Raw genomic sequence first — 22,701 nt, forward strand, 5'->3', positions numbered from 1 at the left:
GCCCAGAAGGCCGCCAGCGAGAAGGCCAAGAAGGCAGCGGCCGCCAAGGCCGAGCGCGCCCGTCAGGCCGCTGCTGCTAACGCAAGCTTCGTCACGTCCCATCCCGACGCCAAGGGCAAGGTTTCCGGCGTGGCCCCTTCGGCCAACGCCGAGGACATCGAGCTGAAGATGGCCGGCGCCGATCCCGAGAAGATCGCCCGCGTGAAGGCCGCGCTCGCCGCGAAGGCCAAGCGCGCCGAGGCCGAGGCGCAGGCCGCACGCCCCCAGGTCTACGACGAGGCGCTCGAGGCCAAGCTGGCCGCTATGGATCCCGAGAAGGCCGCCAAGGTACGCGCGGCCATGGCCGCAAAGGCGAAGTTGGCCGACATGGATCCTGAAAAGGCCCAGGCGGTCCGTGGCGCCCTTGCCAACGAGGCGAAGCTGGAAAGCCAGCGTGCAACCGGCCAGGCCACGGCTCAGCAGCAGGCCGAGCTCGATGCCAAGCTCGCGCAGCTCGATCCCGAGAAGGCCGCCAAGGTTCGCGCAGCCCTCGATGCGCGCGCCCGTCAGGAAACCGCCCAGGCCGAGCACGACGAGAAGGTCGCCGTGCTCGAGGATCGCCTGAAGAACATGGACCCCGAGAAGGCCGCGAAGGTTCGCGCGGCATTCGAGGCGAAGCAGCGCCAAGCGCAGGAAAACGGAAAGGCTGGTGAATAGCATGGGAAAGGCAACCGTCATCCCCTTCGGCCCGCAGCATCCGGTTCTCCCCGAGCCGCTTCACTTGGACCTCGTCGTCGAGGACGAGAAGGTCATCGAGGCCATGCCCCAGATCGGGTTCGTGCATCGCGGTCTTGAGAAGCTCGTGGAAACGCGCGACTACAACCAGTTCATCTACGTCGCCGAGCGCATCTGCGGCATCTGCGCCTTCGGCCACTCCATGGGCTATGCCGAAACGGTGGAGCAGCTCATGGGCGTCGAGGTGCCCGATAGGGCCCAGGCGCTGCGCGTCATGTGGCACGAGCTCTCGCGTATCCATTCGCATGTCCTGTGGCTGGGCCTGGCTGCCGACGCCTTCGGCTTCGAGAGCCTGTTCATGCATTGCTGGCGTTTGCGCGAGCGCGTGCTCGATATCTTCGAGAAGACCACCGGCGGCCGCGTCATCTTCTCCGTCGTTAAGGTCGGCGGCGTTGTGCGCGACGTCGATGATGCCATGTTCGCCTACATCAAGCAGGTCCTCGAAGGCCTGAAGGATGAGTATCGTCAGATCATGAACACGCTGCTCACCGACTCTTCGGTGAAGAATCGCCTGGTGGGCGTGGGCTATGTCAGCCACGACGATGCCGTTGCGCAAAGCATGGTGGGCCCGTTCGGCCGCGCTTCGGGCGTCAACTACGATGTGCGCATGCTCGGCAACGGATGGTATGGCAAGCTTTCCGAGTTCCAGCCCATCCTGTCCAACGACGGCGATTGCTATGCTCGCGTGCAGGTGCGCTGCCTAGAGGTGCTGCAGTCCATCGACATCATCGAAGAGGTCATCGCCCGCATGCCCGCCGGCGATATCGAGGTGAAGGTCAAGGGTAATCCCGCCGACGGCGCCGAGGCCTGCAATGTGCTCGAGCAGCCTCGCGGCGAGTGCTATTACTATGCTCGCGGCAACGGCACGAAGTTCTTGGAGCGTATGCGCATGCGCACGCCAACCTCCCAGAACATCGCAGGCATGACCATCGCCCTGAAGGGCTGCGATCTGGCCGATGTGAACAACATCATCCTGACCATCGACCCTTGCATCAGCTGCACGGAAAGGTAGAGCGATGAGCGGATTCAAACTTGGGAAAATGACGTTCGGCTCGCTGTTCAAGAAACCCGAGACCGTGATGTACCCGTTTGTGAAGAAAGAGCCCCCTGCGGGGCTGAAGGGGCATGTGGTCGTCGACGAGTCCACGTGCATCCTGTGCAGCCTGTGCGTGAAGCGCTGCCCTTGCGGCGCCATAGAGGTGGACAAGAAGGCCCGTACCTGGGCCATCGACCACTTCCGCTGCGTCCAGTGCGGCAGCTGCACCTATGAGTGCCCTAAAGGCAGCTTGACCATGTTGCCCACCTACGAGACCGTTTCGCGGCAAAAGCGTGTGCATACCTTCACCATCCCTGAGCGGCCCAAAGCTGCTCCCAAACGTGAAGATGCCGGTGAATAGGTAGACCAACCGTAACCTTTGGATGCGCGGTAGGTTAGTATAATCGCATTCGAAACTTGCGCGGGGCGCTTTCGGGCGCCCCGTCTTGCGTTGCAGGCCACGGGGTAGGGAACACATGTCATCTCAGAAAACCGAAGAAGTCACCAATCGCATCTTCACGCTTCCCAACGTCATATCCTTTATCAGGTTATGCATGGTTCCGGTGTATATGGTGCTGTTGCTCAACGGCTACGATCTGCTGGCCACCTTCATGTTCGCGTTGGCTGCCGGCACCGACTGGATCGACGGCCAGCTCGCCCGTCGCACGAACTGCGTATCCAAGCTCGGGCAGCTGCTCGACCCTGCGGTGGATAGGATCCTCATGAGCTGCGGCGTGATCGGCCTTATGCTGGTCGGTCGTTTGCCCATCTGGATCGTCGTGGTGGTATTGGGCCGCGATCTGATGCTGCTTGTCGGGGGCGCCTACCTGCTGAAGCGCTATCACGAGCGCGTCGCCGTCATTTATCCCGGCAAGGTTGCCACCACGTTTTTGTTCGTCGGCTTCGCAGGCCTTTTGCTGAACATGCCGATGCTCGGCGGGCTTGGTTGGTTCGATGTCCCCTGGTTGCCGGGTTTCGGGTCTTCTTCGTGCTCATGGGGCATCTGGTTCGTGTACGCTGGTTTGCTGCTCGGTCTGTTCACCACGTTGTATTACGTGCTGGCCGGCTATCGCAAGATGCAGAAGGCCCGCAGGCTTGAGGCGAAGGGTCGCGTAAGGTGAGCGCCCCGCAACATAGCAGGAATCCTAGGACCGGCGCTTCGCGGCCCGGTTCGCAAACTCGTTCAAGCGATTCTGCTCGTGTCAACGCTGGAACGCCCAGGCATAGCGACGGATCGCCTCGCCATGCGGCTGCGCGCCCTTCCTCCGGTAGAACACCTCAACGCGCATCCGCGCGCTCCTCTGCGGGCGCAGGCGCGCCTCGTGCGCCACGACAAGGGAATAGGACGTCATCGACGGCTCGAACCGCTCAGCGGTCGGGTCGTCGTGTGCGTTCGGCCGCTTCCAATCGCTCGGGCGTGCAGCCCGATTTGTGGACCAAGCGGCAGCGTTCTTCGCGTTCCGGCGCATCGCGCGATCGCGGGCGCGACCGTTCCACGGGCGGGTCTGCCTTTGCATCGGCTGCCGGAAGCGTGCTTTCCTGGCTTTTCGGCGCACTCCTGGTTGCGCTACGCGCTATCGGTCGCGTTCTAGGGGCCTTGTTGCGCGCTTGGTTCAAGCTTGTGCGCAAGAGCAGGCCCGCGCTCATCGTGTCGGTGTGCGCTATCGCCTTGGTGGTGGTGTGCTCCGTTGACGGCATTTCCCATGCCGGTCGTGCGTATTCCGGCATCAAAGTCGGCGATATCGACGTGTCCGGTATGAACGCTGCCGAGATCGAGCAGGCGATCGATCAGACCTATGCGCAGCCGCTTCAGCAAGCGTCTGCCACGGTGTTCGCCTCCGATGAGGCCGCGCAGCAAACCGATGAGGCTGCTGCTGCGCAAAACCAGCAAGATGCGGCGCTTGCCGAGCAGATGGCCGTGGATGAGGCCATGGCCTCGAAGCAAGCATGGCAGACCACCGGCGCAGAGCTTGGGGCCTCGTTGGATTCGGGGCAGCTCGCCGAGCAGGCGCTTGCCGTCGGACGCTCCGACGGCGGTGTTCTTGCGCGCATGGGCGCGGGCTTGCTCGGCAAGCGCATCGAGGTGGAGCCCTCCTTCGACGAAGGGGCGCTCGAGGAGTTCGCGTCGGGCATCGATGCCGCCATCGGCCAGGCTCGCGTGGACTACGATGTGAAGGTTTCCGGCGGCGTGGCCTATGTCGTGCAAGGCAACGACGGCTGGGAGGTTAACCGGCAAACGCTCGCCGGCCTTCTCGGCGATGCCATGCTAGGCGGTTCCAACGGGCGCATCGTCGCGCATACCGAGTACACGCCCGTTCGCATTTCCTCCGATGTTGCAGCTCAAGTTGCCCAAGATGTCACTTCGGCGCTCTCCGGCGGCGCGGATTTCCAATTCGAGGGGCACACCTGGCAGGCGAGCGCGTCCGAGATCGGCGCATGGGTGTCCACCTGCATCGAGCAGGCGGGGGACGGATGGCGCCTGCGCCCCTATATCGATCAGCAGCTCTCCAAATCCGCCATGGCCTCGGGCATCAGGCAGGCCGAGGGCGACTCGCTGTCGGGCGTCGGCTTCGAGACCGACGAGTCGGGCCAGGTGAGCGTCACCACCGACGGGCAAGGCAAGCTTCCCGATGTGTCGGATGCCGCCGATGCGCTGTCGGCAGCGCTGTTCGGGCAAGGTGATTCCTTGCAGCCGGCTACGCAGGCCCCGGTCATCTCGGTCGATGCCGATGACATGCCCCAGCGGCTCACGTTCCAGGAGGCGGTCGATCGCGGTGTGGTCGGTCCCATCGGCACCTTCACCACCACCTACACCACCGGTCAAGGTACCGAGAACCGCAACCATAACATCGAGCTCGTCTCCCAGATACTCGACAACTCCATCTGCAAATCCGGCGAGACGTGGTCGTATAACGGGACCACGGGCGATTGCAACGAGGAGAAGGGCTTCCTCGGTGCCGGCGCCATCATCGACGGCGAGTACACCGATTCGGTCGGCGGCGGTATCTGCCAGGTTGCCACCACGGTGTTCGATGCCGTCTATGAGTCCGGCCTTCCCGTGGTCGAGCGCCATAACCATTCGCTCTACATCGCCAGCTATCCGGCCGGACGCGATGCGGCCGTCTCGTACCCCGAACTCGACCTTGTGTGGCGAAACGACACCGCCAGCGATGTTTTGGTAAAGGTTTCCACCCAAGTCGGGTCGGTAACCGCTACACTGTATGGAGTCGATCCCGGCTATCAGGTAACCACCGAAACCGGTCAATGGGAAGCGGGCAAGAAGTATTCCACCACCACCAAAGTGGACGATACGCTTGCACCGGGCACAAGCTATGTGAAAACGCGCGGCACCGACGGTTCGACCATCGAGGTGACGCGTACGGTCAAGGACGTGAACGGAAACATCGTGCGCCAAGACCTGTTCGCCAGCGTGTACGACCCCATCAACGAGGTTATCTTGAAGGGTCCGGATCGAAGCTAGCGGGTTGCTTCATATTTAAGCGGCGATACGCGCCCACCGCACGCCAGGCGCCGCGCACAAAGAAAGGTAAGAGAAAGGTGTACTTCCAGCCGGAAATCGAAACGATGTCACGTGAGGAGCTGCGCGACCTGCAGCTTGAGCGCATGAAGTGGTGCGTCCAATACGCATATGACAACGTCCCTTTCTATCAGAAGAGCTTCAAGGACGCCGGCGTCGAACCGGGCGACCTGAAAACGCTCGAGGACATCACGAAGTTCCCGTTCATCCTTAAGCAGGATATGCGCGACAACTACCCCGACGGGCTGTTCGCCGTGCCGCGTTCGAAAGTTGCCCGCCTGCATGCCTCTTCCGGCACTACCGGCCAGGCAACCGTCGTCGGATCCACGGAAAACGACCTGAAGCATTGGGGCGAGTGCTTCGCGCGCGGCCTTGCCATCTGCGATTGCGACGAGAACGCCACCATGCAGATCGCGTACGGCTACGGTCTGTTCACCGGCGGTCTGGGCGCTCATAGGGGAGGCGAAACGGCCGGTTGCGCCGTCATCCCCATTTCGTCCGGTAACACGAAGCGTCAGATTCAGATGCTCAAGGACATGGAAGTTGACGTGCTGGCATGCACGCCGTCCTACGCTTTGCACATCGCCGACACGGCAATCGAGATGGGCATCAACCCGGCAACCGATCTGAAGGTTCGCGCCGGCATCTTCGGCGCCGAGCCTTGCAGCCAGGGCATGCGCGACGAGATCGCCGAGAAGCTCGGCGTGCAGTACTGCGACGTATACGGCCTGTCCGAGGTCATGGGCCCGGGCGTTGCCTTCGAGTGCAAGGAGATGAGCGGCCTGCACCTGGCAGAGGACCACTTCTTCGCTGAGATCATCGACCCTGACACCCTGCAGCCCGTGCCCGATGGGCAGTACGGCGAGCTGGTGTTCACCACGCTCACGCGCGAGTGCTGCCCGCTCGTGCGCTACCGCACCCGCGACATCACCCGCATCATCTCCGAGCCCTGCGCCTGCGGCCGCACGCATCGCAAGATCGACCGCATCATCGGGCGTTCCGACGACATGCTCATCCTGCGCGGCGTGAACGTGTTCCCGTCCCAGATCGAGCAGGTGCTCACCGGCTTCCCTGAGATCGCCACGCAGTACCAGATCATCCTCACCACGCGCGGCCCGCTCGACCACGTCGAGCTGCGCGTCGAGACCGTGCCCGAGTTCCCGTTCGACGAGATCCGCAAGCTCGAGGCGCTCAAGAAGCGTCTGGCCACCGAGCTCAAGGGCAACCTGCAGATCGCCGTGGACATCAAGCTCGTCGAGCCCAAGTCCATCGAGCGCAGCGAGGGCAAGGCAAAGCGCATCATCGACCTGCGAAAGGAGTAATGCCATGATTTCCCAGCTCACCGTTTTTCTAGAGAACGAAAAGGGCCGTCTGGCCGCTGCTACCCGTGCGGTTGCAGATGCCGGCGTCAACATGCATGCACTGTATCTGGCCGATACCGAGGACTTCGGTGTGGCCCGTATGCTGTGCGACACTCCCAATAGGGCCGCCGAGAAGCTGACGCTTGCCGGTTGGCGAGCCGCCGTCACGCCGGTCATGGCCGTTCGCGTCCCGGATGTGCCGGGCGGTTTGGCCTCGCTGCTCGAGTTCTTGGACGAGTGCGATGTCAATGTCGAATACGGTTACTGCATGTCGGTCGAGGGCGGGCACGCCATCGACGTATTGAAGGTATCGGGAGACGAGGAAATCGAGCGTAAGCTTGCCGATGCAGGCTTCAAGCCCGTTTCCGCGGAGGAAGTGTACATTGTCGACTAGCTTCACGTTGCATAGTGGGCTGAACAAGCACGCACGCGCCATCGCGTGCGTGCTTGTGTTCGTGCTGGCCCTCACTCCGTTTACCGGGGGCGTTGCCGATGCGTATGCCGATGTGCGCAAGGCCGACATCGTCATGGGCGAAACGGTGGACGCTCGCGGTCTGGCCGTGGCGCAGTGTCCGAACATCGATGCCGAACGCGCCATGGTGGTGGATACCGACGGTACCGTGTACTTCGAGCGCAATGCCGACGAGGCCGCCTGCATCGCCTCGGTCACGAAGATCATGACGGGCGTGGTGGCGCTCGATGCCGTCGCTTCCGGCTTGACGTCCCTGGATTCCACCATCACGGTTTCCGCCGACGCAGCCGCGGTGGGAGAGTCCTCCGCCGGTTTGCAGGAAGGCGACACCATGACGCTGAAAACGGCGCTGTACGCGCTGTTGGTGCCGTCGGGCAACGATGCCGCCATCGCCATCGCCGAATCGGTGGGCGCGGCCTTGCGGTCGAGCGGCACCGCCTCGGGCGATTCCGATGTGAAGGCGTTCGTTGCGCAGATGAACGCTACCGCGCATAAGCTCGGCTGCACGAACACGGTGTACGAGAACCCGCATGGCCTCGACTTCGATCAATATAGCGGCAACCTGCATTCCACCGCGGCCGACCAGGCTAAAGTGGTCGCCTATGCCATGACCAACCAGACGTTCCGCTCGGTGGTCGGCGGCGGGTCCACCACCATTACGGTCAAACGTGGCGGGTCTTCCGCCGATGTGTTCCTGGAAACCACCGACGGCTTCTTCGATATCAACGATGACGCCATCGGCGTCAAAACCGGTTATACCGAGAAGGCCGGCTCCTCGTTCGCGGGCGCCGTCAACAAAGACGGCCAGGAGCTGTACGCCATCGTTTTGGGGTCGACCTCGGACAGCCAGCGCTTCTTCGATGCGAACGAGTTGGTGGAGTGGGTGTTCGAGCATCGTAAGACCTATCAGCTTGCCAACTGCGATCAAACCACGCAGATGAACGGTGCCTCGGTGCCTTTGGTGGCCCAGGTGGCGCATGACGACTGGATCGACCGTACGGTGCCGGCCACGTTCGCCGATCCGCAAAGCGCCGTCGAGGTGTTCGACTTGAATGGCAACGTCAGCCAAACCGTGCAGTTCAACGAGCTGCACGGGTCGGTGAAGGCGGGTCAGGTCGTCGGGACCGTCACGTTCAAGCAGCGCAACCAGGTCATCGCAACGCAAGACCTGGTGGCTTGCAAGGATGTTCCCGCGCCGAACTTCTTCGAGAGCATCGGCATCGCCTTCGACAGGTTCATGCGCGGTTTCTCTGGCGAGGCCAAAACGGCAACCTCGCAGCTTTTGAATGCCACGCCGCTTATCGTCGACAAAACCTCGTCGACGCAATAGCGGCATGTAGGAAGGAGCAATCATGGCCAACGTATGCCCGGTATGCAACAACCCGGTAGGTCCCGAGGATTCGGCCTGCCCTCACTGCGGTTTCAAGCTGCAGGGTTCTACGCAGCGTTTCGCGCCGCTGCAGTTCGGAGATGATCAGCTGGTCGCCGCCGCGAAGACCAAGCCCACGGCCGTGCTTCATGTGGTCCGCGGGCCGCAAACCGGCGTGTCGTTCAAGCTGGGGGACCAAAAGCTCAGCATCGGACGCAGCCCGCAGTGCGACATCTTCCTTAACGATATGACCGTATCCCGTACGCATGCCTCCGTCGAGCCGGTGGATTCGGGCTACGAGATATCCGATGAGGCATCGTTTAACGGGGTATGGGTTAACAACAACAGCATCGATACGTATCTCCTGGCCGACGGCGACGTCGTTCAGATCGGCGCATTCTGCTTGGTGTACAAAGAAGAGTAACGCCGCGGGAGACCGCGGTTTCGGAAGAACGCGTTCGCGCGTTTTCACAGACGGGAGCGACATGGAACTGTTATCAGGAAACGAGGCGATAGCCCAGGGCGCATGGGAGGCAGGTTGCCGTATCGGGGTGGCCTATCCGGGCACGCCTTCCACCGAAACGCTTGAGACCTTTGCGAAGATGGATGGCGTGTACGCGGAATGGTGCGTTAACGAGAAGGTCGCCGTCGAAGTGGGCGTCGGCGCCAGCGCGGCCGGCGCACGCGTGCTGTCCACCATGAAGCACGTCGGCGTCAACGTTGCGGCGGACCCGCTGTTCACCGCTGCCTATACCGGCGTCGGCGGCGGTTATGTGGTGCTTGCGGCCGATGATCCTGGCATGTACTCCTCCCAAAACGAGCAGGACTCCCATTACTATGCTGCGGCTGCTCATATCCCCATGCTGGACCCCGCCGATTCGGCTGAGGCGTTGGCGTTCACGCGCAACGCCTTCGATCTGTCCGAGCGCTTCGACGTGCCGTTCTTCATCCGCTCCTCCGTGCGCGTTTCCCATACGAAGACGCCCGTCGAGCGCGGTCAGCGTATCGAACACGAGCTCAAGCCCTACGAGAGCAACCCTGCGAAATGGGTCATGATGCCCGCGTTCGCCAAGCCGCGCCGCAAGGTGCAGCTTGAGCGCATCGAGCAGCTTTCCGAGTGGGTGGAAACCTGCGAGTTCAATCGCATCGAGCGCAAGGGCGCTGCTGTTGGCGTGGTGTGCGCCGGTGCCGCTTACCAGCATGTGGTGGAGGCCCTTCCGGATGCTTCGGTGTTCAAGCTCGGCGTCACCTATCCTCTGCCTGCGCAGGCGCTTCGCGAGTTCGAGGCAAGCGTGGATGCGCTCTATGTAGTCGAGGAGGGTTCGACCTACTTGACTGATGCGGTGCGCGCTTTGGGCGTTCGCGTTGCTGACTTCCCGTGCGGTTTGCCGCGCGACGGTGAGCTGACCCCCGGCCTTATCCGCGCGGCGTTCGGTCTGGAAGCTCCCGCGCACATGCAGGCGCCCGCCGATGTCCCGGGCCGTCCGCCCGCGTTGTGCGCCGGCTGCCCTCATCGTCTGGTGTTCAAGGAGCTCTCGCGTATCAAGGCCGTCGTCACCGGCGATATCGGGTGTTACACGCTGGGCGCTTTGCCTCCGCTGTCCGCCATGGACACGTGCATCGACATGGGCGCTTCCGTTTCCATGTCCCACGGCTTCGAGCTTGCCTGGGCGGGTACCGAGCATCGTCCCGTTGTCGCCGTCATCGGCGATTCAACCTTTGCCCATTCCGGCTTGTCCGCGCTTATCAGCACCGTGTACAACAAGGGCGCCGGCACCGTGTGCGTGCTCGATAACCGCACCACGGCCATGACGGGCCGTCAGGGCAATCCCTTCAACGGCGAGACGCTGCAGCATCGTCCCTCTCGCGAGCTCGACCTGGAAGGCGTGCTCCATGTCATCGGCGTGCCCGATGTGCGTACCGTCGACCCCAACGATATGAAGGCCGTGCGCCTTGCCCTGCGCGAGGCCACGCGCTCCGATGAGCTGTCGGTCATAGTGTTCCGCAGCCCTTGCGTGCTCATCGACCGTATCCGCAAGCCTGCGTATACGGTTGCGGATACGTGCACCGCATGTGGCGTGTGCACCACGCTCGGTTGCCCGGCCATCGCCAAAACCGACGACGGTCATGCGGTCATCGACGCTGCCATGTGCATCGGCTGCGGCCAATGCGAGCAGTACTGCGCGTTCAAGAGCATCGTTTCCACGGCTAAGGAAGGGGAGTAACCCATGTCCAAAGCAACTACCGTTTTGCTGTGCGGCGTCGGTGGCCAGGGTACCATCCTTGCAGCCGACCTGCTGGCCCGTACGGCCCTTGCCAGCAATTACGACGTGAAGGTCTCCGAGATCCACGGCATGTCCCAGCGCGGCGGCGCCGTCACCACGGTCGTCCGCTTCGGCACCGAACCGGTTTCCACCATGGTCGCCGACCACGGTTGCGTCGATTGCGTCGTGTCCTTCGAGACCACCGAGGCGTTGCGCAACCTTCCCTTCGTGCGCGAAGGCGGCTATCTGCTGGTAGCCGATGAGGCTATCAAACCACTGCCCGTGCTCACCGGCAAGGCCAACATGCCCGAGAATGCGCGCGAGAAGCTTCAGGCAGCGGGCGCTTCTCTTATTCCCGCAGGCCCCATCGCCGAACAGGTGGCAACCGCGAAATCGGTGAACGTGGTGTTGCTCGGGGCCTTGGCCACGCGACTGGATTTCTCGGAAGAGGTTTGGAAGGAAGTCATCTCCAAGCGTGTGCCGCCTAAGACCGTTGAGGCGAATCTGCGCGCATTCGATGCCGGTTACGAATTTGCCCGGAAGGGGGCCGAATAATGAGCGTCCAGCAAATCAGCGTGTTCGTTGAAAGCAAGCCGGGGCACCTTTCCCGTGTGGTCGATGCGTTCACGCAGGCCAATGTCAGCGTACGAGGCTATAGCGCTTCCGATACCGGCGATTACGGTATCGTGCGATTCGTGGTCGATAATCCTGATCGCGCGCTGCAGGTGCTGCACGATATGAACTGCGCCGCCACGAAAACCTCCGTGCTGTGCCTTCGCCTTGAGGACAAGCCCGGCGAGTTGGCGCGCGTTCTAAAGGTGCTCTCCGCGTGCGGCATCAACGTGCAGTACAGCTATTCGCTGATCTCCACGTATATTTGCCTGTACGTTAAAGACCTTGAGCAAGCGGAGAAGCTGTTGGCCGACCAGCCGGTTGAATTGCTTGATCAGAAGGATTTTCTTCATATGACGGCCGATATTGCCTAACCTCGCACGTTAGATAGGGTGTTGTTTCATGATCGATATCACGGAAAAGGGTGCGGCGCTTCGCGCTGCATCAGAGGGTCGCTTCGACGAGCTGCCCGTTCATAACCCCGATGTGGAATGCTGCTCTCGCGAGCGCATTCGCGCTATCCAGCTTGAGAAACTGATTGCGCAGGTGGAGTGGACGTATGAGCGTGTTGCTTGGTATCGCGATCAAATGGATGAGATGGGTGTGAAGCCTTCCGATATCAAATGCTTGGAAGATGTTCGCCAGCTGCCCTTCACCGACAAGCATGCGCTTCGTAAGACGTTCCCGTTTGGCATGTTCGCCGTTCCCTTGGATGAGGTGGTGGAGCTCCACTCGTCTTCGGGTACTACGGGGAAGCCCGTCGTCGTTGGATACAACCGCCATGACATGGACGTTTGGAACGATTGCATCATGCGTTTGGTGCAGATGGCGGGCGTTGTTCCCTCCGATCGCGTGCAGATGGCGTTCGGCTATGGCATGTTCACCGGTGGATTCGGCTTGCACTACGGCTTGCAGCGCCTTGGTTGCATGATGATCCCTGCCGGCTCCGGCAACACCGAGCGTCAAATCCAGATGATCCAGGATTACGGCACCACGGTGCTGGTGGCAACGCCTTCTTATGCCATGCATATCTGCGAAGTCGGCGAGAAGATGGGCTATGACTGGGAAACCTCCACGTTGCGCGTGGGCTTGTTCGGCGGCGAGCCGTGCCCTCCTGGCCTGAAGGCTGAAATTGAATCGCGTATGCATATCGTTTGCACGGACAACTACGGTTTGACCGAGGTTATGGGTCCTGGTGTGTCGGGTGAATGCCTTGCCGAGCGCGACATGCAGCATATCGCCGAGGATCATTTCCTGTGGGAAGTGATAAATCCTGAAACCGGCGAGCCCGTTGCCGATGGCGAGATGGGCGAATTGGTGCTCACTCCGCTCGATAAGCAGGCTATCCCGGTTTTGCGTTATCGCACGCATGACTTGACGCGCGTGGTTACGGAACCTTGTGCTTGCGGGCGTACATCCGCACGGATGCAAAAGGTTCGCGCTCGCTGCGACGATATGCTTATCATCCGCGGCACGAACGTATTCCCTAGCCAGGTGGAAGACGTGCTTTCGGGTATTGACGGCGTTACACCGCATTATCGCATCGTCGTCGATAACGAAACGGGCCTGGATCGCATGGTCGTGCATGTCGAGCTCAAGCCCGAGGCATTCAGCGATTCCTTCGAGGAGATGGACAAGTTCCGCAAACGTATCGAGAAGGAGCTCAAGAGCGTTTTGCTTGTCGCTTCGAAGGTCAAGCTTGTCGAGCCGGGTGGTATCGAGCGCTCGTTCGGCAAGACCAAGCATGTCCAGGATCTGCGTAAGTAAATGATGCCGCAAACTCATTATTTTGCACCGAAAGCGAACCGTCCCGTGGTGGGGCGGTTCGCCCCTTCTCCGACGGGTCGTATGCACGCGGGGAATATCTATGCCGCCCTCACCGCATGGCTTGTTGCCAAGTCCCAGGGTGGAAGCATCGTTTTGCGCATCGAGGATTTGGATCGAGATCGCTCGAAAGCGGAGTATATCAGCGCCGTGCAGCGTGATTTTGAGCGATTAGGGCTAACGTGGGATTTCGGCCCGTATTTCCAGCATGACAGGGATGAGGCGTATCTCGAGGCTTTTCGGACCCTGGAGCGCAGGGGATTGGTGTACCCGTGTTTCTGCACGCGCGCCGACCTGCATGCCGCATCTGCTCCGCATAGGGGAGAGAAGTTCGTATACCCCGGTACGTGTCGAGGTTTATCTACGGAGCAAATTGCTGTCAAAAGCGGTACGCGGGCTCCTGCGCAACGTTTGCGCGTGCCGGATAGCGTGTACGCATTTGACGATATGGTGCAGGGGCATTATGAGCAGAATCTCGCTCATGATTGCGGGGACTTCCTTATCCAACGCTCCGATCAGGCGTTTGCCTATCAACTTGCCGTTGTAGTGGATGATGCGGCTCAGGGCGTTACCAGCGTGGTGAGAGGCGTTGATTTGCTCTGCTCTACGCCTCAGCAGCTCTATTTGCAAGAGCTGCTTGGGCTTGGTCATCCGCGATACGCGCATATCCCGTTATTGGTTGCGGAGCAAAATCGGCGTCTTTCCAAACGCGATCACGACGCCGGTATCGAGGAACTGCTTGCAAGGTTTAAGACCCCGGAAGCGGTTATCGGTCATATCGCAGGGATTTGCGGTCTTGCCCCAACGTGCGATCCCGCAACGCCTGAACAGCTGCTTCAAACGTTCGATGCCGCGCAGCTTCCCGAGCTGTTTTGCGACCCCGTTCAAATAGCTTGGCGTTAAAGGGGCTTTCTTGCTGCATAGTGAAGGCTATCGATTCGATGGCCTTCTGTAACGATCTGGCAATATTATCGATTCACCGAAGACCTGGCAAATTGCAAGGTCTTCCAGATGATGGCTGCTTAAGCGCGTCGTTCGATTATCTCGGTCTAGAAATCTTCTGCCTGACAATGAAGCCGGACGGCTAAGATCTTCCGTGGCGACTCTGTTCAGGCACCCCAGTGAGATATAGTGACAACAATGCTGGGGAGGGAAACTGTTCCTTCGTAGGGAAGTTTGAACTCAATAGCGTTAACGCTCCCTTGATTCGGAACGGTCCTTCACTATCATCAGCTTGCATGGCCTCACAGCGTTTGAGCTCAATAACGTTTACGGTTTGTTGCGCTATTGAGCTCAGAAGGACCGTAAACGCATATGAGCCCTGTCCGCGGTTTTAGAAAACAATCGCCATCAGGCTGAGAAGGATGCATTGCACCAAAACGAAAACGGTTACGCGCACGTTGCTGCTTTTGAACTTCGCTTTGGGATCTTTCGAGCCGATGAGCTTCACATACAGCCGAACAACGGTGATCAGGAAAGCCACCATAGCCACATCGCAGACAAGCGAGAATATGGTAGCTAGATCTGAGACGCCCATGGTTCGTCCAAGTTCATAGAACAGCAAACTTGCGTCGGTTGCGAAAAACGCGAAGGTGACAGCACTTGCTAATTTGCCGATTTCCTTTGCTTTTGCTTCCTGTTGCTGCTTCTGATGATTTGCGTTGTCGTCGTATTTGTAGACTAACTGCAGGCATTTTCCCGTCATCAACATGAATGCAACGAATAGTGAAGCGCATCCGAAGATAACGGCGAAGAAGATTTGAAGCAATCCCATTGAGTGAACCTCGTCTCTTTGCTATTTGCTGAGTGATATCACCATACCACAATCGAACTGCTCGCTAGAATGGCCGCTGCATACCAGGCGCCAAGGGCGATATTCACCGAGCAAATCTGCGCCATAGCTGCTTGGCGGCTTTGCGGTGCCAGAGGGTTGTTTCGCATTGCTTTTAGCAGCGGGTAGGCGGACAGTAGCATGAACGGAATCACTATCAAGCCAGAAGTGAAAAACACGCCGACGATGGCGATCATCGCAAGAATCCATAACGCCAGAATCGCATGATATAACGTGCGAGCTTTTGTTCTTCCTAGCAGCACAGACAGCGTACGACGTTGGGCATCGATATCCTTTTCGATGTCGCAGGTGTTGTTCGTGAACATGATCAAGCCGATGCCGAGGATCTCCGGTAGCGCCCATAGCATGGCAAGAGGGGAAAGCACCCCGGTGAGGACCTGATAACACGCCAAAGGAATGAGGCCACCCATGACGATACCGCTTACCCCTTCGCCCAACGGTAGATAAGAGATAGGGGTTTTGCCGGCTGAATAGATGACAACGAACACTGCTCCTATGACTCCGATGGCCAGCGGGATCAATCCTGCGCGATAGATCACGTAGCCGCCTAAGACGAATGCGCAAACAAGCAAGGCTACTGCGAACGCGAGCGCGGATTTAGGATTGACGTTGTTGTAAACCAAGACAGCATCAGTGGGGTCGACATCGTCCTCAGACGAATCGGTTCCCTTTACGTAATCATAGTAATCATTGAACGTGTTCACTGAGCTTTGCATAAGGATGCAGATTGCCAACAGTACGATGGTGAGGCTTGCCGAAACAACGTAGCCTGTCGCAACAGCCAAGCATACGGCAATAGCAACTGGAAGTATCGAAGCGGGCCAGGTATGAGGGGCGGCAATATCGATTGCCATTTTTGCGGTGAAACGACCGTAAGGTTGCTCCGTTTGGTTTTGGGTATGGCTCATTATTGATTGTTTCGCTTTCTGGAATCGTTCTGCAACAGATTATTTCCTGCGTCTTTAATGCGGGCAATGGTTTGATCTTTCAATGTCGCCCCCAAACTGCCCAAGGTTGAGATGAGGAACTGTTTGGTATCGACATCAAGTTTGGATCCTGCACCCATGACGGTTGCGACATTGGCCCCTAATCGAGTTTGAAAATCGGCCCAGCTTGTTGCGTTTGTTTGCATGATCAAATCGTATATGGTTTGAATAAACCGCTCGCGTTCAGCAGGGGTTTTGCTACGCAACCAGGTATCCAGTGCTTCATCGAAGAACTGGGCCGATGCGTTCAAATCCTGTTGATATACGAAATCGTCGCCATCGACCATCCATGAGAACGGGTGGTGTTGGAATAGAGCCGAGGCGGATGATTGCACAACACGGTAGTCATCGCGGCGCTCGAGTATCATTCCGAATGCAGAAGACTCGGGAACCAGCTTGTGCAGCTTGTTGTCGTAGTCTTCGGTAGCTCGACGAGGGGAGGGGTCCTCGAGGAACGATGGTCCGTCATGGTCGTACACGGCGACGATCCGCTGATACGTACCCTCATCCGTGCATAATGCAGCGTATTGCGCCAGGTTCCCGCCTTTTGAATGCCCTCCTAGAATGAGTGGGCATGTTGTGGCAGAGGAAACGCCTGATACGTAAGCCAGGGCAGACCGCTGAGAGGGGATAACCGTTTTATAAGACAGATTGAAGTCCTCTTTCCATCCCGTCAGCGTTCCATCGGTTCCTCGAAACGCGATATATGCCATTGTGCCGCACTCGGAATCGAAGAAAAACGTTGATGCGGAGAATTGTTTATCAACGGCATCTGAGATTTCGTCAACAAACAACGCTACGGAAACGTTTCGATAGCGTCTACTTGCTCGTATTGCCTGAATGAAACGCAGGGTATCCTCTGAATCCTTAAGCCAGCTTCCTTCGGTCAGCAAATCAACCTGACAGAGGGCCAGTATGTCTGATAACAAAACAGGTGTAGAGGTATGCGTGTCGAGTGTGCAGTTGATCGTAGACAACCCTGGTTTGAGAACGAGTTTGTCAAAGTTAAAGTAGCACAGCGATGAAAATACTAGCGAATCAACTGGGTTTGCGGGTGATTCGGTAAACGTTCGCTGCTCGCGTTCGATATACGTTACGATTGAGTCCATGGCTTCATTCTAATCGTTTTACTATGCTCTTGGAGGTTGCTATGAAAGTTTGCACGTCTATACCCGTTCGATATGCAGAAACCGACAAGATGGCGGTTGTGTATCATGCGAACTATTTACTGTATTTCGAGGATGCAAGGACTCGCTTTCTCGAGGAACTTGGCTATCCGTATGCGCGTATCGAGGATGCTGGCTATTTGTCTCCGGTTGTTTCATTTGAGGTGCACTACGGAGAGCCTTTGCGATATGGCGACGTTGCCGTTGTTCGTACTTGGGTCAGCGAATCTCGAGGTACCAAAACCACATATTCTTATGAGGTGTTCAAGCAGGGTGATGATATGGAAACCGCTAAACCTTGCTGTACCGGAAAGAGCACTCACTGCCTTGTGGACGCGAACACATTCAAGCCTGTGAGCATCAAGCGAACGCTTCCTGATCTATATCAACTCTATGAACAGGTTTGCGAGCTTTAGAGAGATCTTAGCTAGCCTTGTAGCGCTTTCAACAATGCTCCGTTGATGTCGGTGTCAACGATCCACGATTTGTCGACCTTGTGCAACGTTATCGCCATCGGGTCATGCTGCACTGGGCTTGCTGCGTTGATGAGGCTCAGTGCGTTTTCGGCAACCACGGTTTTCGTTTGCTCTTCAGTGTTGTTCGCGCTCGCGCCGGATTCAAAATCATCCTGAGCTTGCTGTTGCAGTGCAGCAAAGATACTGTCCGTGGTTTTGCAGGTGATGGTTACCTGAACGGTTGCGGTATCTTTGTCGATCTCAATAGGGCCTAGCGCATAATCAAACCCATCAAAGAAAGCGGATATATACGCAACTGGATCTATACCGACATCCGAGAGCTGTTGCTTGGCGTCATCAGATAGCAAGTTTGCCAACGTAGCTTCATCCTTCGATTTGACGGCTTCCAAGGGTTGCGAGATTGCTTGCTCGATACGCTCTTCGTTTGAGGGGCCGCAACCCGCTAACGCAAAGAGGAGGAAGCCAGCTGTGATCGCGAGTACGGTGGCGCAGGCTGCACGAATCAAGATTGAGTTGACATCAAGTGCTCTAGAATTCATAAGCCACTCCCTCTGAATTATCTTTAGCTAGTTTACATAACATATATTATCGAGTATATAAATCTGTCTTGTTAGGATACGCTGATTTATATTCAGTCGTGTATGAAGTTGTCGTTAGGGCTTCATACACGACAATCTTGTACCAATCCAGCGAGAAGCTTCCAGGGACAGTAAGCGTTGGTTATCCCCAGGTCGAGGTTCCCGCCGCGGTTCCGGCGCTCATATTGCCCGCAACACTTGCAAAGTCTCCGTTTTGAAGCATCTGCTCGATAACGGGAAACATGATCGCAAATGAAACCGCATTGAGCGTTACGGCTACTAAGCAGATAATCAATGCGGTACGCGTAGACTTGAGCATGCCGCGAGCTATAGATGCGGTCTCATTAGTCTTCTGCGCAAGCGAACGTAGCTTTCGGTATGCGAGAATTGCGCAAATCGCACCAATGGTTCCTAGCAACATTCCGCCAACAAACAGCGATACTGGACCCGCAATGAAAGCAAATGTCGTTTGAGATCGAGCCGACCTTAGCGTCCGTTCGTCTAATGCATTGGGTTTGAACTGATTGTTATTGTTGCTAGGGCTTGGCTGCACATCTGGATTTCCGTAAGGATTATGGTTCTCGTCGAAATATGGATTCGGACGATTGTCTTGTTGATCGGCCACGTTATCTCCTAATTCCGGATTCCGCTGCTACCGAAACCTGATTCTCCTCGCTCCGACTCAGGCAATGATTCGACTTGCTCGAACTCGATCATCGGTACCGGCATGACGATAAGCTGTGCGATTCGGTCACCCACTTCGATAGTGAATGCTTCATTAGGATCGGTATTTACGAGAATCACTTTCAATTCGCCACGATAATTGCTATCGATAAGACCGGGTGCGTTGACGATGGAAATGCCATGTTTGGCAGCCAAACCGCTTCGTGGCAACACAAATCCCGCATACCCGCTAGGAAGCGCAATCGCAAGTCCTGTGGGAACCATTGCCCGCTCATGCGGCTTCAGCACTATGCGCTCTGCGGATCGCAAGTCTACGCCCGCATCGCCTTGATAAGCTGTTTGTGGGATTTGCGCATCAGAGATTAGCCTTTTGATGGGAACACGCACTTTGTCCATACGCTATTTCAATCCTTCAAGAGCCGCAGCGAACTCTTCGACGTTTTGAAAATCTTTGTACACGCTTGCAAAACGTACATAAGCCACATCGTCAAGTTTGGCTAAACGCACCAGCGCCATATCGCCGAGCTCTTTCGAGCCGATTTCGCTTTTGGAGGCGTTACGAAGCTCGGCCTCGATGCTGTCGATCAATGCCCCTAATTGTTCAGGAGCTATAGGTCGCTTTGCGCACGCAATCAAAAGACCTCTCATAAGCTTTTGCCTGTCATATGCCTCGGACGAGCCGTCGGACTTGATAATGATGAGCGGATTGTCTCCCAAGCGTTCGTACGTGGTGAATCTCCGACCGCATTCTAGGCACTCTCGCCTACGGCGGATGCTGCTACCATCGTCAGCAGGACGGGAATCGACCACCTTGGATTCAATGTTTCCGCATGCCGGGCATTTCATATAATCGCACTCCTTAGCTCGATGATATGTAGCCTAACATACAAGATATAGCGGGTAACACCCGACTGGTAAAGAGTGCACCAAATCGTGATACAAGATATTGGCCTTACGGGCAGTTGAACGGATTTGGTCTTATATAATTCCAGCAATTATGGTCAGCAAGGTAAGCAAGATGATGATTAATGCAGTTTGAGATGGGGTCGCCTTCGGTTCAGTTTGGCCAAAGCGTTGGCTGCCGCTATGGCCTTCTGCGTCATTTTCAGCACGGCATTGAATGAGGGCGTGGTTGCTGGGCGATATCTCGGTGATTTGCCGGGAGCTTTGGCCTGTTCCGGGGAATTGAATGATATGCGCAGATGAAAGGCCTGCATCAAGCTTAAGAGCCGTCGATCCGTAGATTGCGGAACGAGAATCACGGTGTTGCATTTTTCCTCCCCTTTACTCTTGCGTAGAACCTTTGTTCGCATATATAATAGAGCGAACAAAGGTTCATGTCAACGGAAAAACAAACACATGTTCGTGATAGCTTATATCGAAAGGAAGGCCCATGGCTGACAAGATCACTAAACGCCAGCAGGCGGTGCTCGATGTCATAGAGCAATGCATTCGCGAAAAGGGCTTTGGCCCTACCGTTCGCGAAGTTTGCCAGGCCTTGGGGCTTTCCTCCCCTTCCACCGTTCATGTTCACCTGAAAGCCCTCGAGGAAAAAGGGCTCATCAAACGCGATGCACTGAAATCGCGATCGATTGCGTTGACCTATCCGTTGGATCATACGGAAGATGCCACGAATATCATTCAGGGTCAGTTCGACGATATCGTTTCCGTGCCTTTGGTCGGCGATGTGGCTGCCGGCGTTCCCATCCTTGCCGAGCAGAACATTACCAATACCATGTCGCTACCAACCGAGATCGTTGGTGACGCTCCTTCGTTTATGCTGTCCGTGCACGGGGATAGCATGATTGAAGCGGGCATCAATGATGGCGACTATGTCGTCGTGAAGGAACAGCCTGTTGCTAACAATGGGGACATCGTGGTTGCCATCATCGACGATGGGGCTACGGTAAAGCGTTTCTACAAAGAGCAGGATCATATTCGGTTGCAGCCGGAAAATTCCTCCATGGATCCTATCATCACCACTGATTGCTCTATCGCGGGCAAGGTCGTTGCGGTATTTCGTCGTTTGTAATCACGGAACTCTCGGAAAGATGTGTTTGAACCGCCGTTCAGCAAGGTGGATAGCCTGCAAGCGGCGGTTCAAACGTTGAATGAATTCTGGTGGCGTCTGTTCACCATGTGCCACCCTCTTCGGATATGCTGCTTCGCCCATGAGCTAGACGTCTAACTAGCTTGTCTGCCTTACTCAGCGGTTTGTGTTCTGAAACGCGCTAAAGTCGTCGACAAAAGGTTTTGGCACCAGCATTGTCAGATGTGTTCCTTCTTCGGTATGCTCTTCGGTTAGGATTCTGCATCGTTCGTGCGCTTTAGACACCAAGTCACCGCGTTGATATGGAATCACAACGTCAAGGTGAGAATCTTGAGCGGAAGCAACATGAGCGATACGGTCGATAAGCTGAGGTATGCCCTCCCCTGTTTCAGCTGAAACCAGCAAAGCGTCGTATCGATTTGCTAGAGCCTGCTGCTCATCTGTCGTCAGCAAATCGCACTTATTGAACACCAGCACTCGTGGCAGTGCCTGCGCTTGTATCTGCTCAAGCACCTCTTCTACGGCTAGTATTTGCTCTTCAAATTCATCCGATGATGCGTCAACGACATGCAAGATCAGGTCTGAACCCGTGATCTCGTCCAACGTTGATTTAAATGCCTCTACCAAGGTAGTGGGGAGCTTCTGGATGAAGCCGACGGTATCGGTGAGCGTGATCTCCCGCCCTTCGGGCAGTTCGTACTTTCTTGTGGTGGAATCCAACGTTGCAAACAATTTGTCGTATGCTAGCACGTCGGCATTCGTGAGGCGGTTAAGCAAACTCGACTTTCCCGCATTGGTATACCCCGCAAGCGATACTTTAAACATCCCGCTTTCATATCTGCTCTCTCGTTGCACGGCGCGCACATCTGCTAAGTGCGCCAATTCGCGTTTGATGGTAGTGATACGTTTGCGAACCAATCGACGATCAACCTCAAGCTGGCTTTCACCCTCGCCGAAGCGGCTGCCTACGCCACCGCCCATGCGATTTGATGCTAGGTGAGACCACATACCTCGAAGCCTGGGCAGCAGATATTGATTTTGAGCAAGCCTCACCTGCAAGCGTCCCTCTTTGGTCGTAGCGTGAAGTGCGAAAATATCCAGAATCAAAGCAGTGCGATCAATGACTTTCAAGTCTCGATCAACCGATTTTTCCAAGTTTGATTGTTGCGAAGGCGTAAGCTCATCATCGAAAATGATCAAGTCTGCGCCAGTTGATCTGCAAAGGCGCGCAATCTCTTCCACCTTACCGCTTCCCACAAACGTCCTTGGGTTGGGTGAATCCAGCTTTTGAGTTGTAACGGCAACGGTATCTGCCCCAGCAGTGTCGGCTAAACGTTCGAGTTCTGCCAAAGAAGACGAGATGTTCCAGCGCATCCCAGGGCGTTCTACTCCGACGAGCACGGCTCTTTCGCGCTTTTCCTCGATCGTCGTCTTAGCACCTTTGACTAACACCGATTGATATTCTGACATCGGTAACCCCTCCGCTGTTCTCAAGCTGATGTCCCTCAGTTGGAATGGATTACTGTTTACGCTTCACATAGTTTTATAGCAACGAAAACAAGCGCAGGCGTGCACCTGCGCTTGTCGATAGTAGCATAAGCGTTACAGTTATAAGCTGTTAGAGCTCTACGGTTCCTTGGAAGGCTTCCGTTGCGGACC

General features: G+C 57.0%; 25 protein-coding genes. 16 read left to right on the plus strand and 9 right to left on the minus strand.

The features are described 5' to 3' along the window. From Q0H50_RS02580 to gluQRS, 14 genes are all read left to right on the plus strand, one after another. The coding region (locus Q0H50_RS02580; RefSeq protein WP_294419054.1) for a hypothetical protein at window positions 1–696 on the plus strand (696 nt) is incomplete at its 5' end. A 1-nt stretch (window position 697) separates the two neighbouring features. After that, window positions 698–1,786 carry a nickel-dependent hydrogenase large subunit gene (locus Q0H50_RS02585; protein WP_294419055.1) on the plus strand — a complete coding sequence of 363 codons (1,089 nt, stop codon included), beginning with the start codon at window positions 698–700 and terminating at the stop codon, window positions 1,784–1,786. Window positions 1,787–1,790: 4 nt separating this feature from the next. Next, entirely contained in the window at window positions 1,791–2,171 is a 381-nt protein-coding gene (locus Q0H50_RS02590; RefSeq protein ID WP_294419057.1) for a 4Fe-4S dicluster domain-containing protein, read from the plus strand. A 115-nt stretch (window positions 2,172–2,286) separates the two neighbouring features. Next, entirely contained in the window at window positions 2,287–2,931 is a 645-nt protein-coding gene (locus tag Q0H50_RS02595) for a CDP-alcohol phosphatidyltransferase family protein (protein ID WP_294419060.1), read from the plus strand. Window positions 2,932–3,410: 479 nt separating this feature from the next. Beyond that, a complete protein-coding gene (locus Q0H50_RS02600) occupies window positions 3,411–5,291 on the plus strand; it encodes a VanW family protein (protein ID WP_294419062.1) in 1,881 nt (626 codons plus the stop codon). 77 nt (window positions 5,292–5,368) lie between these two features. After that, window positions 5,369–6,670, plus strand: coding sequence for a phenylacetate--CoA ligase family protein (locus tag Q0H50_RS02605; RefSeq protein WP_294419064.1), 1,302 nt, complete (start codon window positions 5,369–5,371; stop codon window positions 6,668–6,670). A gap of 4 nt (window positions 6,671–6,674) precedes the next feature. Continuing rightward, window positions 6,675–7,103, plus strand: coding sequence for a hypothetical protein (locus Q0H50_RS02610; protein WP_294419066.1), 429 nt, complete (start codon window positions 6,675–6,677; stop codon window positions 7,101–7,103). Next, window positions 7,093–8,511: a D-alanyl-D-alanine carboxypeptidase family protein gene (locus tag Q0H50_RS02615; RefSeq protein ID WP_294419068.1), complete on the plus strand. Its 1,419-nt coding sequence runs from the start codon at window positions 7,093–7,095 to the stop codon at window positions 8,509–8,511. Before Q0H50_RS02610 ends, Q0H50_RS02615 begins: the two co-directional genes overlap by 11 nt. A gap of 22 nt (window positions 8,512–8,533) precedes the next feature. Then, on the plus strand, window positions 8,534–8,974 hold the full coding sequence (locus tag Q0H50_RS02620; RefSeq protein ID WP_294419069.1) for an FHA domain-containing protein: 441 nt from the start codon (window positions 8,534–8,536) through the stop codon (window positions 8,972–8,974). 61 nt (window positions 8,975–9,035) lie between these two features. Next, entirely contained in the window at window positions 9,036–10,775 is a 1,740-nt protein-coding gene (locus Q0H50_RS02625) for a thiamine pyrophosphate-dependent enzyme (protein ID WP_294419070.1), read from the plus strand. A 3-nt stretch (window positions 10,776–10,778) separates the two neighbouring features. After that, window positions 10,779–11,369: an indolepyruvate oxidoreductase subunit beta gene (locus Q0H50_RS02630; RefSeq protein WP_294419072.1), complete on the plus strand. Its 591-nt coding sequence runs from the start codon at window positions 10,779–10,781 to the stop codon at window positions 11,367–11,369. Further along, complete coding sequence (locus tag Q0H50_RS02635; protein WP_294419075.1) at window positions 11,369–11,800, plus strand: hypothetical protein; 432 nt, start codon at window positions 11,369–11,371, stop codon at window positions 11,798–11,800. Before Q0H50_RS02630 ends, Q0H50_RS02635 begins: the two co-directional genes overlap by 1 nt. Before the next feature lie 28 nt (window positions 11,801–11,828). Then, a complete protein-coding gene (locus Q0H50_RS02640) occupies window positions 11,829–13,193 on the plus strand; it encodes a phenylacetate--CoA ligase family protein (protein WP_294419077.1) in 1,365 nt (454 codons plus the stop codon). Further along, window positions 13,194–14,153 (plus strand): tRNA glutamyl-Q(34) synthetase GluQRS, encoded by a 960-nt coding sequence (gene gluQRS, locus Q0H50_RS02645; protein ID WP_294419078.1) that lies wholly within the window; start codon window positions 13,194–13,196, stop codon window positions 14,151–14,153. A 430-nt stretch (window positions 14,154–14,583) separates the two neighbouring features. Here the strand turns inward: gluQRS and Q0H50_RS02650 are convergent, their stop codons facing one another. From Q0H50_RS02650 to Q0H50_RS02660, 3 genes are read right to left on the minus strand one after another with little or no spacing between them, the layout of a single operon-like run. Further along, a complete protein-coding gene (locus Q0H50_RS02650) occupies window positions 14,584–15,024 on the minus strand; it encodes a hypothetical protein (protein ID WP_294419080.1) in 441 nt (146 codons plus the stop codon). Between the two features lie 38 nt (window positions 15,025–15,062). After that, window positions 15,063–16,010 carry a prenyltransferase gene (locus Q0H50_RS02655; RefSeq protein ID WP_294419081.1) on the minus strand — a complete coding sequence of 316 codons (948 nt, stop codon included), beginning with the start codon at window positions 16,008–16,010 and terminating at the stop codon, window positions 15,063–15,065. Continuing rightward, window positions 16,010–17,197 (minus strand): Mbeg1-like protein, encoded by a 1,188-nt coding sequence (locus tag Q0H50_RS02660; protein WP_294419083.1) that lies wholly within the window; start codon window positions 17,195–17,197, stop codon window positions 16,010–16,012. Before Q0H50_RS02660 ends, Q0H50_RS02655 begins: the two co-directional genes overlap by 1 nt. 41 nt (window positions 17,198–17,238) lie before the next feature. On the opposite strand from Q0H50_RS02660, the gene Q0H50_RS02665 reads away from it, so the two are divergent. Further along, window positions 17,239–17,670 carry a thioesterase family protein gene (locus Q0H50_RS02665; protein ID WP_294419086.1) on the plus strand — a complete coding sequence of 144 codons (432 nt, stop codon included), beginning with the start codon at window positions 17,239–17,241 and terminating at the stop codon, window positions 17,668–17,670. Between the two features lie 11 nt (window positions 17,671–17,681). Here the strand turns inward: Q0H50_RS02665 and Q0H50_RS02670 are convergent, their stop codons facing one another. From Q0H50_RS02670 to Q0H50_RS02690, 5 genes are all read right to left on the minus strand, one after another. Next, complete coding sequence (locus Q0H50_RS02670; protein WP_294419088.1) at window positions 17,682–18,269, minus strand: hypothetical protein; 588 nt, start codon at window positions 18,267–18,269, stop codon at window positions 17,682–17,684. A 181-nt stretch (window positions 18,270–18,450) separates the two neighbouring features. Further along, window positions 18,451–18,933: a hypothetical protein gene (locus tag Q0H50_RS02675; RefSeq protein WP_294419090.1), complete on the minus strand. Its 483-nt coding sequence runs from the start codon at window positions 18,931–18,933 to the stop codon at window positions 18,451–18,453. Window positions 18,934–18,941: 8 nt separating this feature from the next. Then, entirely contained in the window at window positions 18,942–19,388 is a 447-nt protein-coding gene (gene dut / locus Q0H50_RS02680) for a dUTP diphosphatase (protein ID WP_294419093.1), read from the minus strand. Window positions 19,389–19,391: 3 nt separating this feature from the next. After that, complete coding sequence (nrdR, locus tag Q0H50_RS02685; RefSeq protein ID WP_294419095.1) at window positions 19,392–19,838, minus strand: transcriptional regulator NrdR; 447 nt, start codon at window positions 19,836–19,838, stop codon at window positions 19,392–19,394. Window positions 19,839–19,970: 132 nt separating this feature from the next. Continuing rightward, window positions 19,971–20,264: a hypothetical protein gene (locus Q0H50_RS02690; RefSeq protein ID WP_294419097.1), complete on the minus strand. Its 294-nt coding sequence runs from the start codon at window positions 20,262–20,264 to the stop codon at window positions 19,971–19,973. 121 nt (window positions 20,265–20,385) lie between these two features. On the opposite strand from Q0H50_RS02690, the gene lexA reads away from it, so the two are divergent. Next, window positions 20,386–21,024 carry a transcriptional repressor LexA gene (gene lexA / locus Q0H50_RS02695; protein WP_294419099.1) on the plus strand — a complete coding sequence of 213 codons (639 nt, stop codon included), beginning with the start codon at window positions 20,386–20,388 and terminating at the stop codon, window positions 21,022–21,024. Between the two features lie 174 nt (window positions 21,025–21,198). Here lexA and hflX read toward each other — a convergent pair whose 3' ends face one another. Further along, on the minus strand, window positions 21,199–22,512 hold the full coding sequence (gene hflX / locus Q0H50_RS02700) for a GTPase HflX (RefSeq protein WP_294419101.1): 1,314 nt from the start codon (window positions 22,510–22,512) through the stop codon (window positions 21,199–21,201). Window positions 22,513–22,701 lie beyond the last annotated feature (189 nt).

This window comes from uncultured Senegalimassilia sp., assembly GCF_934632265.1.
Taxonomy (GTDB): Bacteria; Actinomycetota; Coriobacteriia; order Coriobacteriales; family Eggerthellaceae; genus Senegalimassilia.

Coding starts and splice junctions, on each gene's coding strand:
- Q0H50_RS02585 (WP_294419055.1), top strand. CDS start 698: ATGGGAAAGGCAACCGTCATCCCCTTCGGCCCGCAGCATCCGGTTCTC.
- Q0H50_RS02590 (WP_294419057.1), top strand. CDS start 1,791: ATGAGCGGATTCAAACTTGGGAAAATGACGTTCGGCTCGCTGTTCAAG.
- Q0H50_RS02595 (WP_294419060.1), top strand. CDS start 2,287: ATGTCATCTCAGAAAACCGAAGAAGTCACCAATCGCATCTTCACGCTT.
- Q0H50_RS02610 (WP_294419066.1), top strand. CDS start 6,675: ATGATTTCCCAGCTCACCGTTTTTCTAGAGAACGAAAAGGGCCGTCTG.
- Q0H50_RS02620 (WP_294419069.1), top strand. CDS start 8,534: ATGGCCAACGTATGCCCGGTATGCAACAACCCGGTAGGTCCCGAGGAT.
- Q0H50_RS02625 (WP_294419070.1), top strand. CDS start 9,036: ATGGAACTGTTATCAGGAAACGAGGCGATAGCCCAGGGCGCATGGGAG.
- Q0H50_RS02630 (WP_294419072.1), top strand. CDS start 10,779: ATGTCCAAAGCAACTACCGTTTTGCTGTGCGGCGTCGGTGGCCAGGGT.
- Q0H50_RS02635 (WP_294419075.1), top strand. CDS start 11,369: ATGAGCGTCCAGCAAATCAGCGTGTTCGTTGAAAGCAAGCCGGGGCAC.
- Q0H50_RS02640 (WP_294419077.1), top strand. CDS start 11,829: ATGATCGATATCACGGAAAAGGGTGCGGCGCTTCGCGCTGCATCAGAG.
- gluQRS (WP_294419078.1), top strand. CDS start 13,194: ATGATGCCGCAAACTCATTATTTTGCACCGAAAGCGAACCGTCCCGTG.
- Q0H50_RS02650 (WP_294419080.1), bottom strand. CDS start 15,024: ATGGGATTGCTTCAAATCTTCTTCGCCGTTATCTTCGGATGCGCTTCA.
- Q0H50_RS02655 (WP_294419081.1), bottom strand. CDS start 16,010: ATGAGCCATACCCAAAACCAAACGGAGCAACCTTACGGTCGTTTCACC.
- Q0H50_RS02660 (WP_294419083.1), bottom strand. CDS start 17,197: ATGGACTCAATCGTAACGTATATCGAACGCGAGCAGCGAACGTTTACC.
- Q0H50_RS02665 (WP_294419086.1), top strand. CDS start 17,239: ATGAAAGTTTGCACGTCTATACCCGTTCGATATGCAGAAACCGACAAG.
- Q0H50_RS02670 (WP_294419088.1), bottom strand. CDS start 18,269: ATGAATTCTAGAGCACTTGATGTCAACTCAATCTTGATTCGTGCAGCC.
- dut (WP_294419093.1), bottom strand. CDS start 19,388: ATGGACAAAGTGCGTGTTCCCATCAAAAGGCTAATCTCTGATGCGCAA.
- nrdR (WP_294419095.1), bottom strand. CDS start 19,838: ATGAAATGCCCGGCATGCGGAAACATTGAATCCAAGGTGGTCGATTCC.
- Q0H50_RS02690 (WP_294419097.1), bottom strand. CDS start 20,264: ATGCAACACCGTGATTCTCGTTCCGCAATCTACGGATCGACGGCTCTT.
- lexA (WP_294419099.1), top strand. CDS start 20,386: ATGGCTGACAAGATCACTAAACGCCAGCAGGCGGTGCTCGATGTCATA.
- hflX (WP_294419101.1), bottom strand. CDS start 22,512: ATGTCAGAATATCAATCGGTGTTAGTCAAAGGTGCTAAGACGACGATC.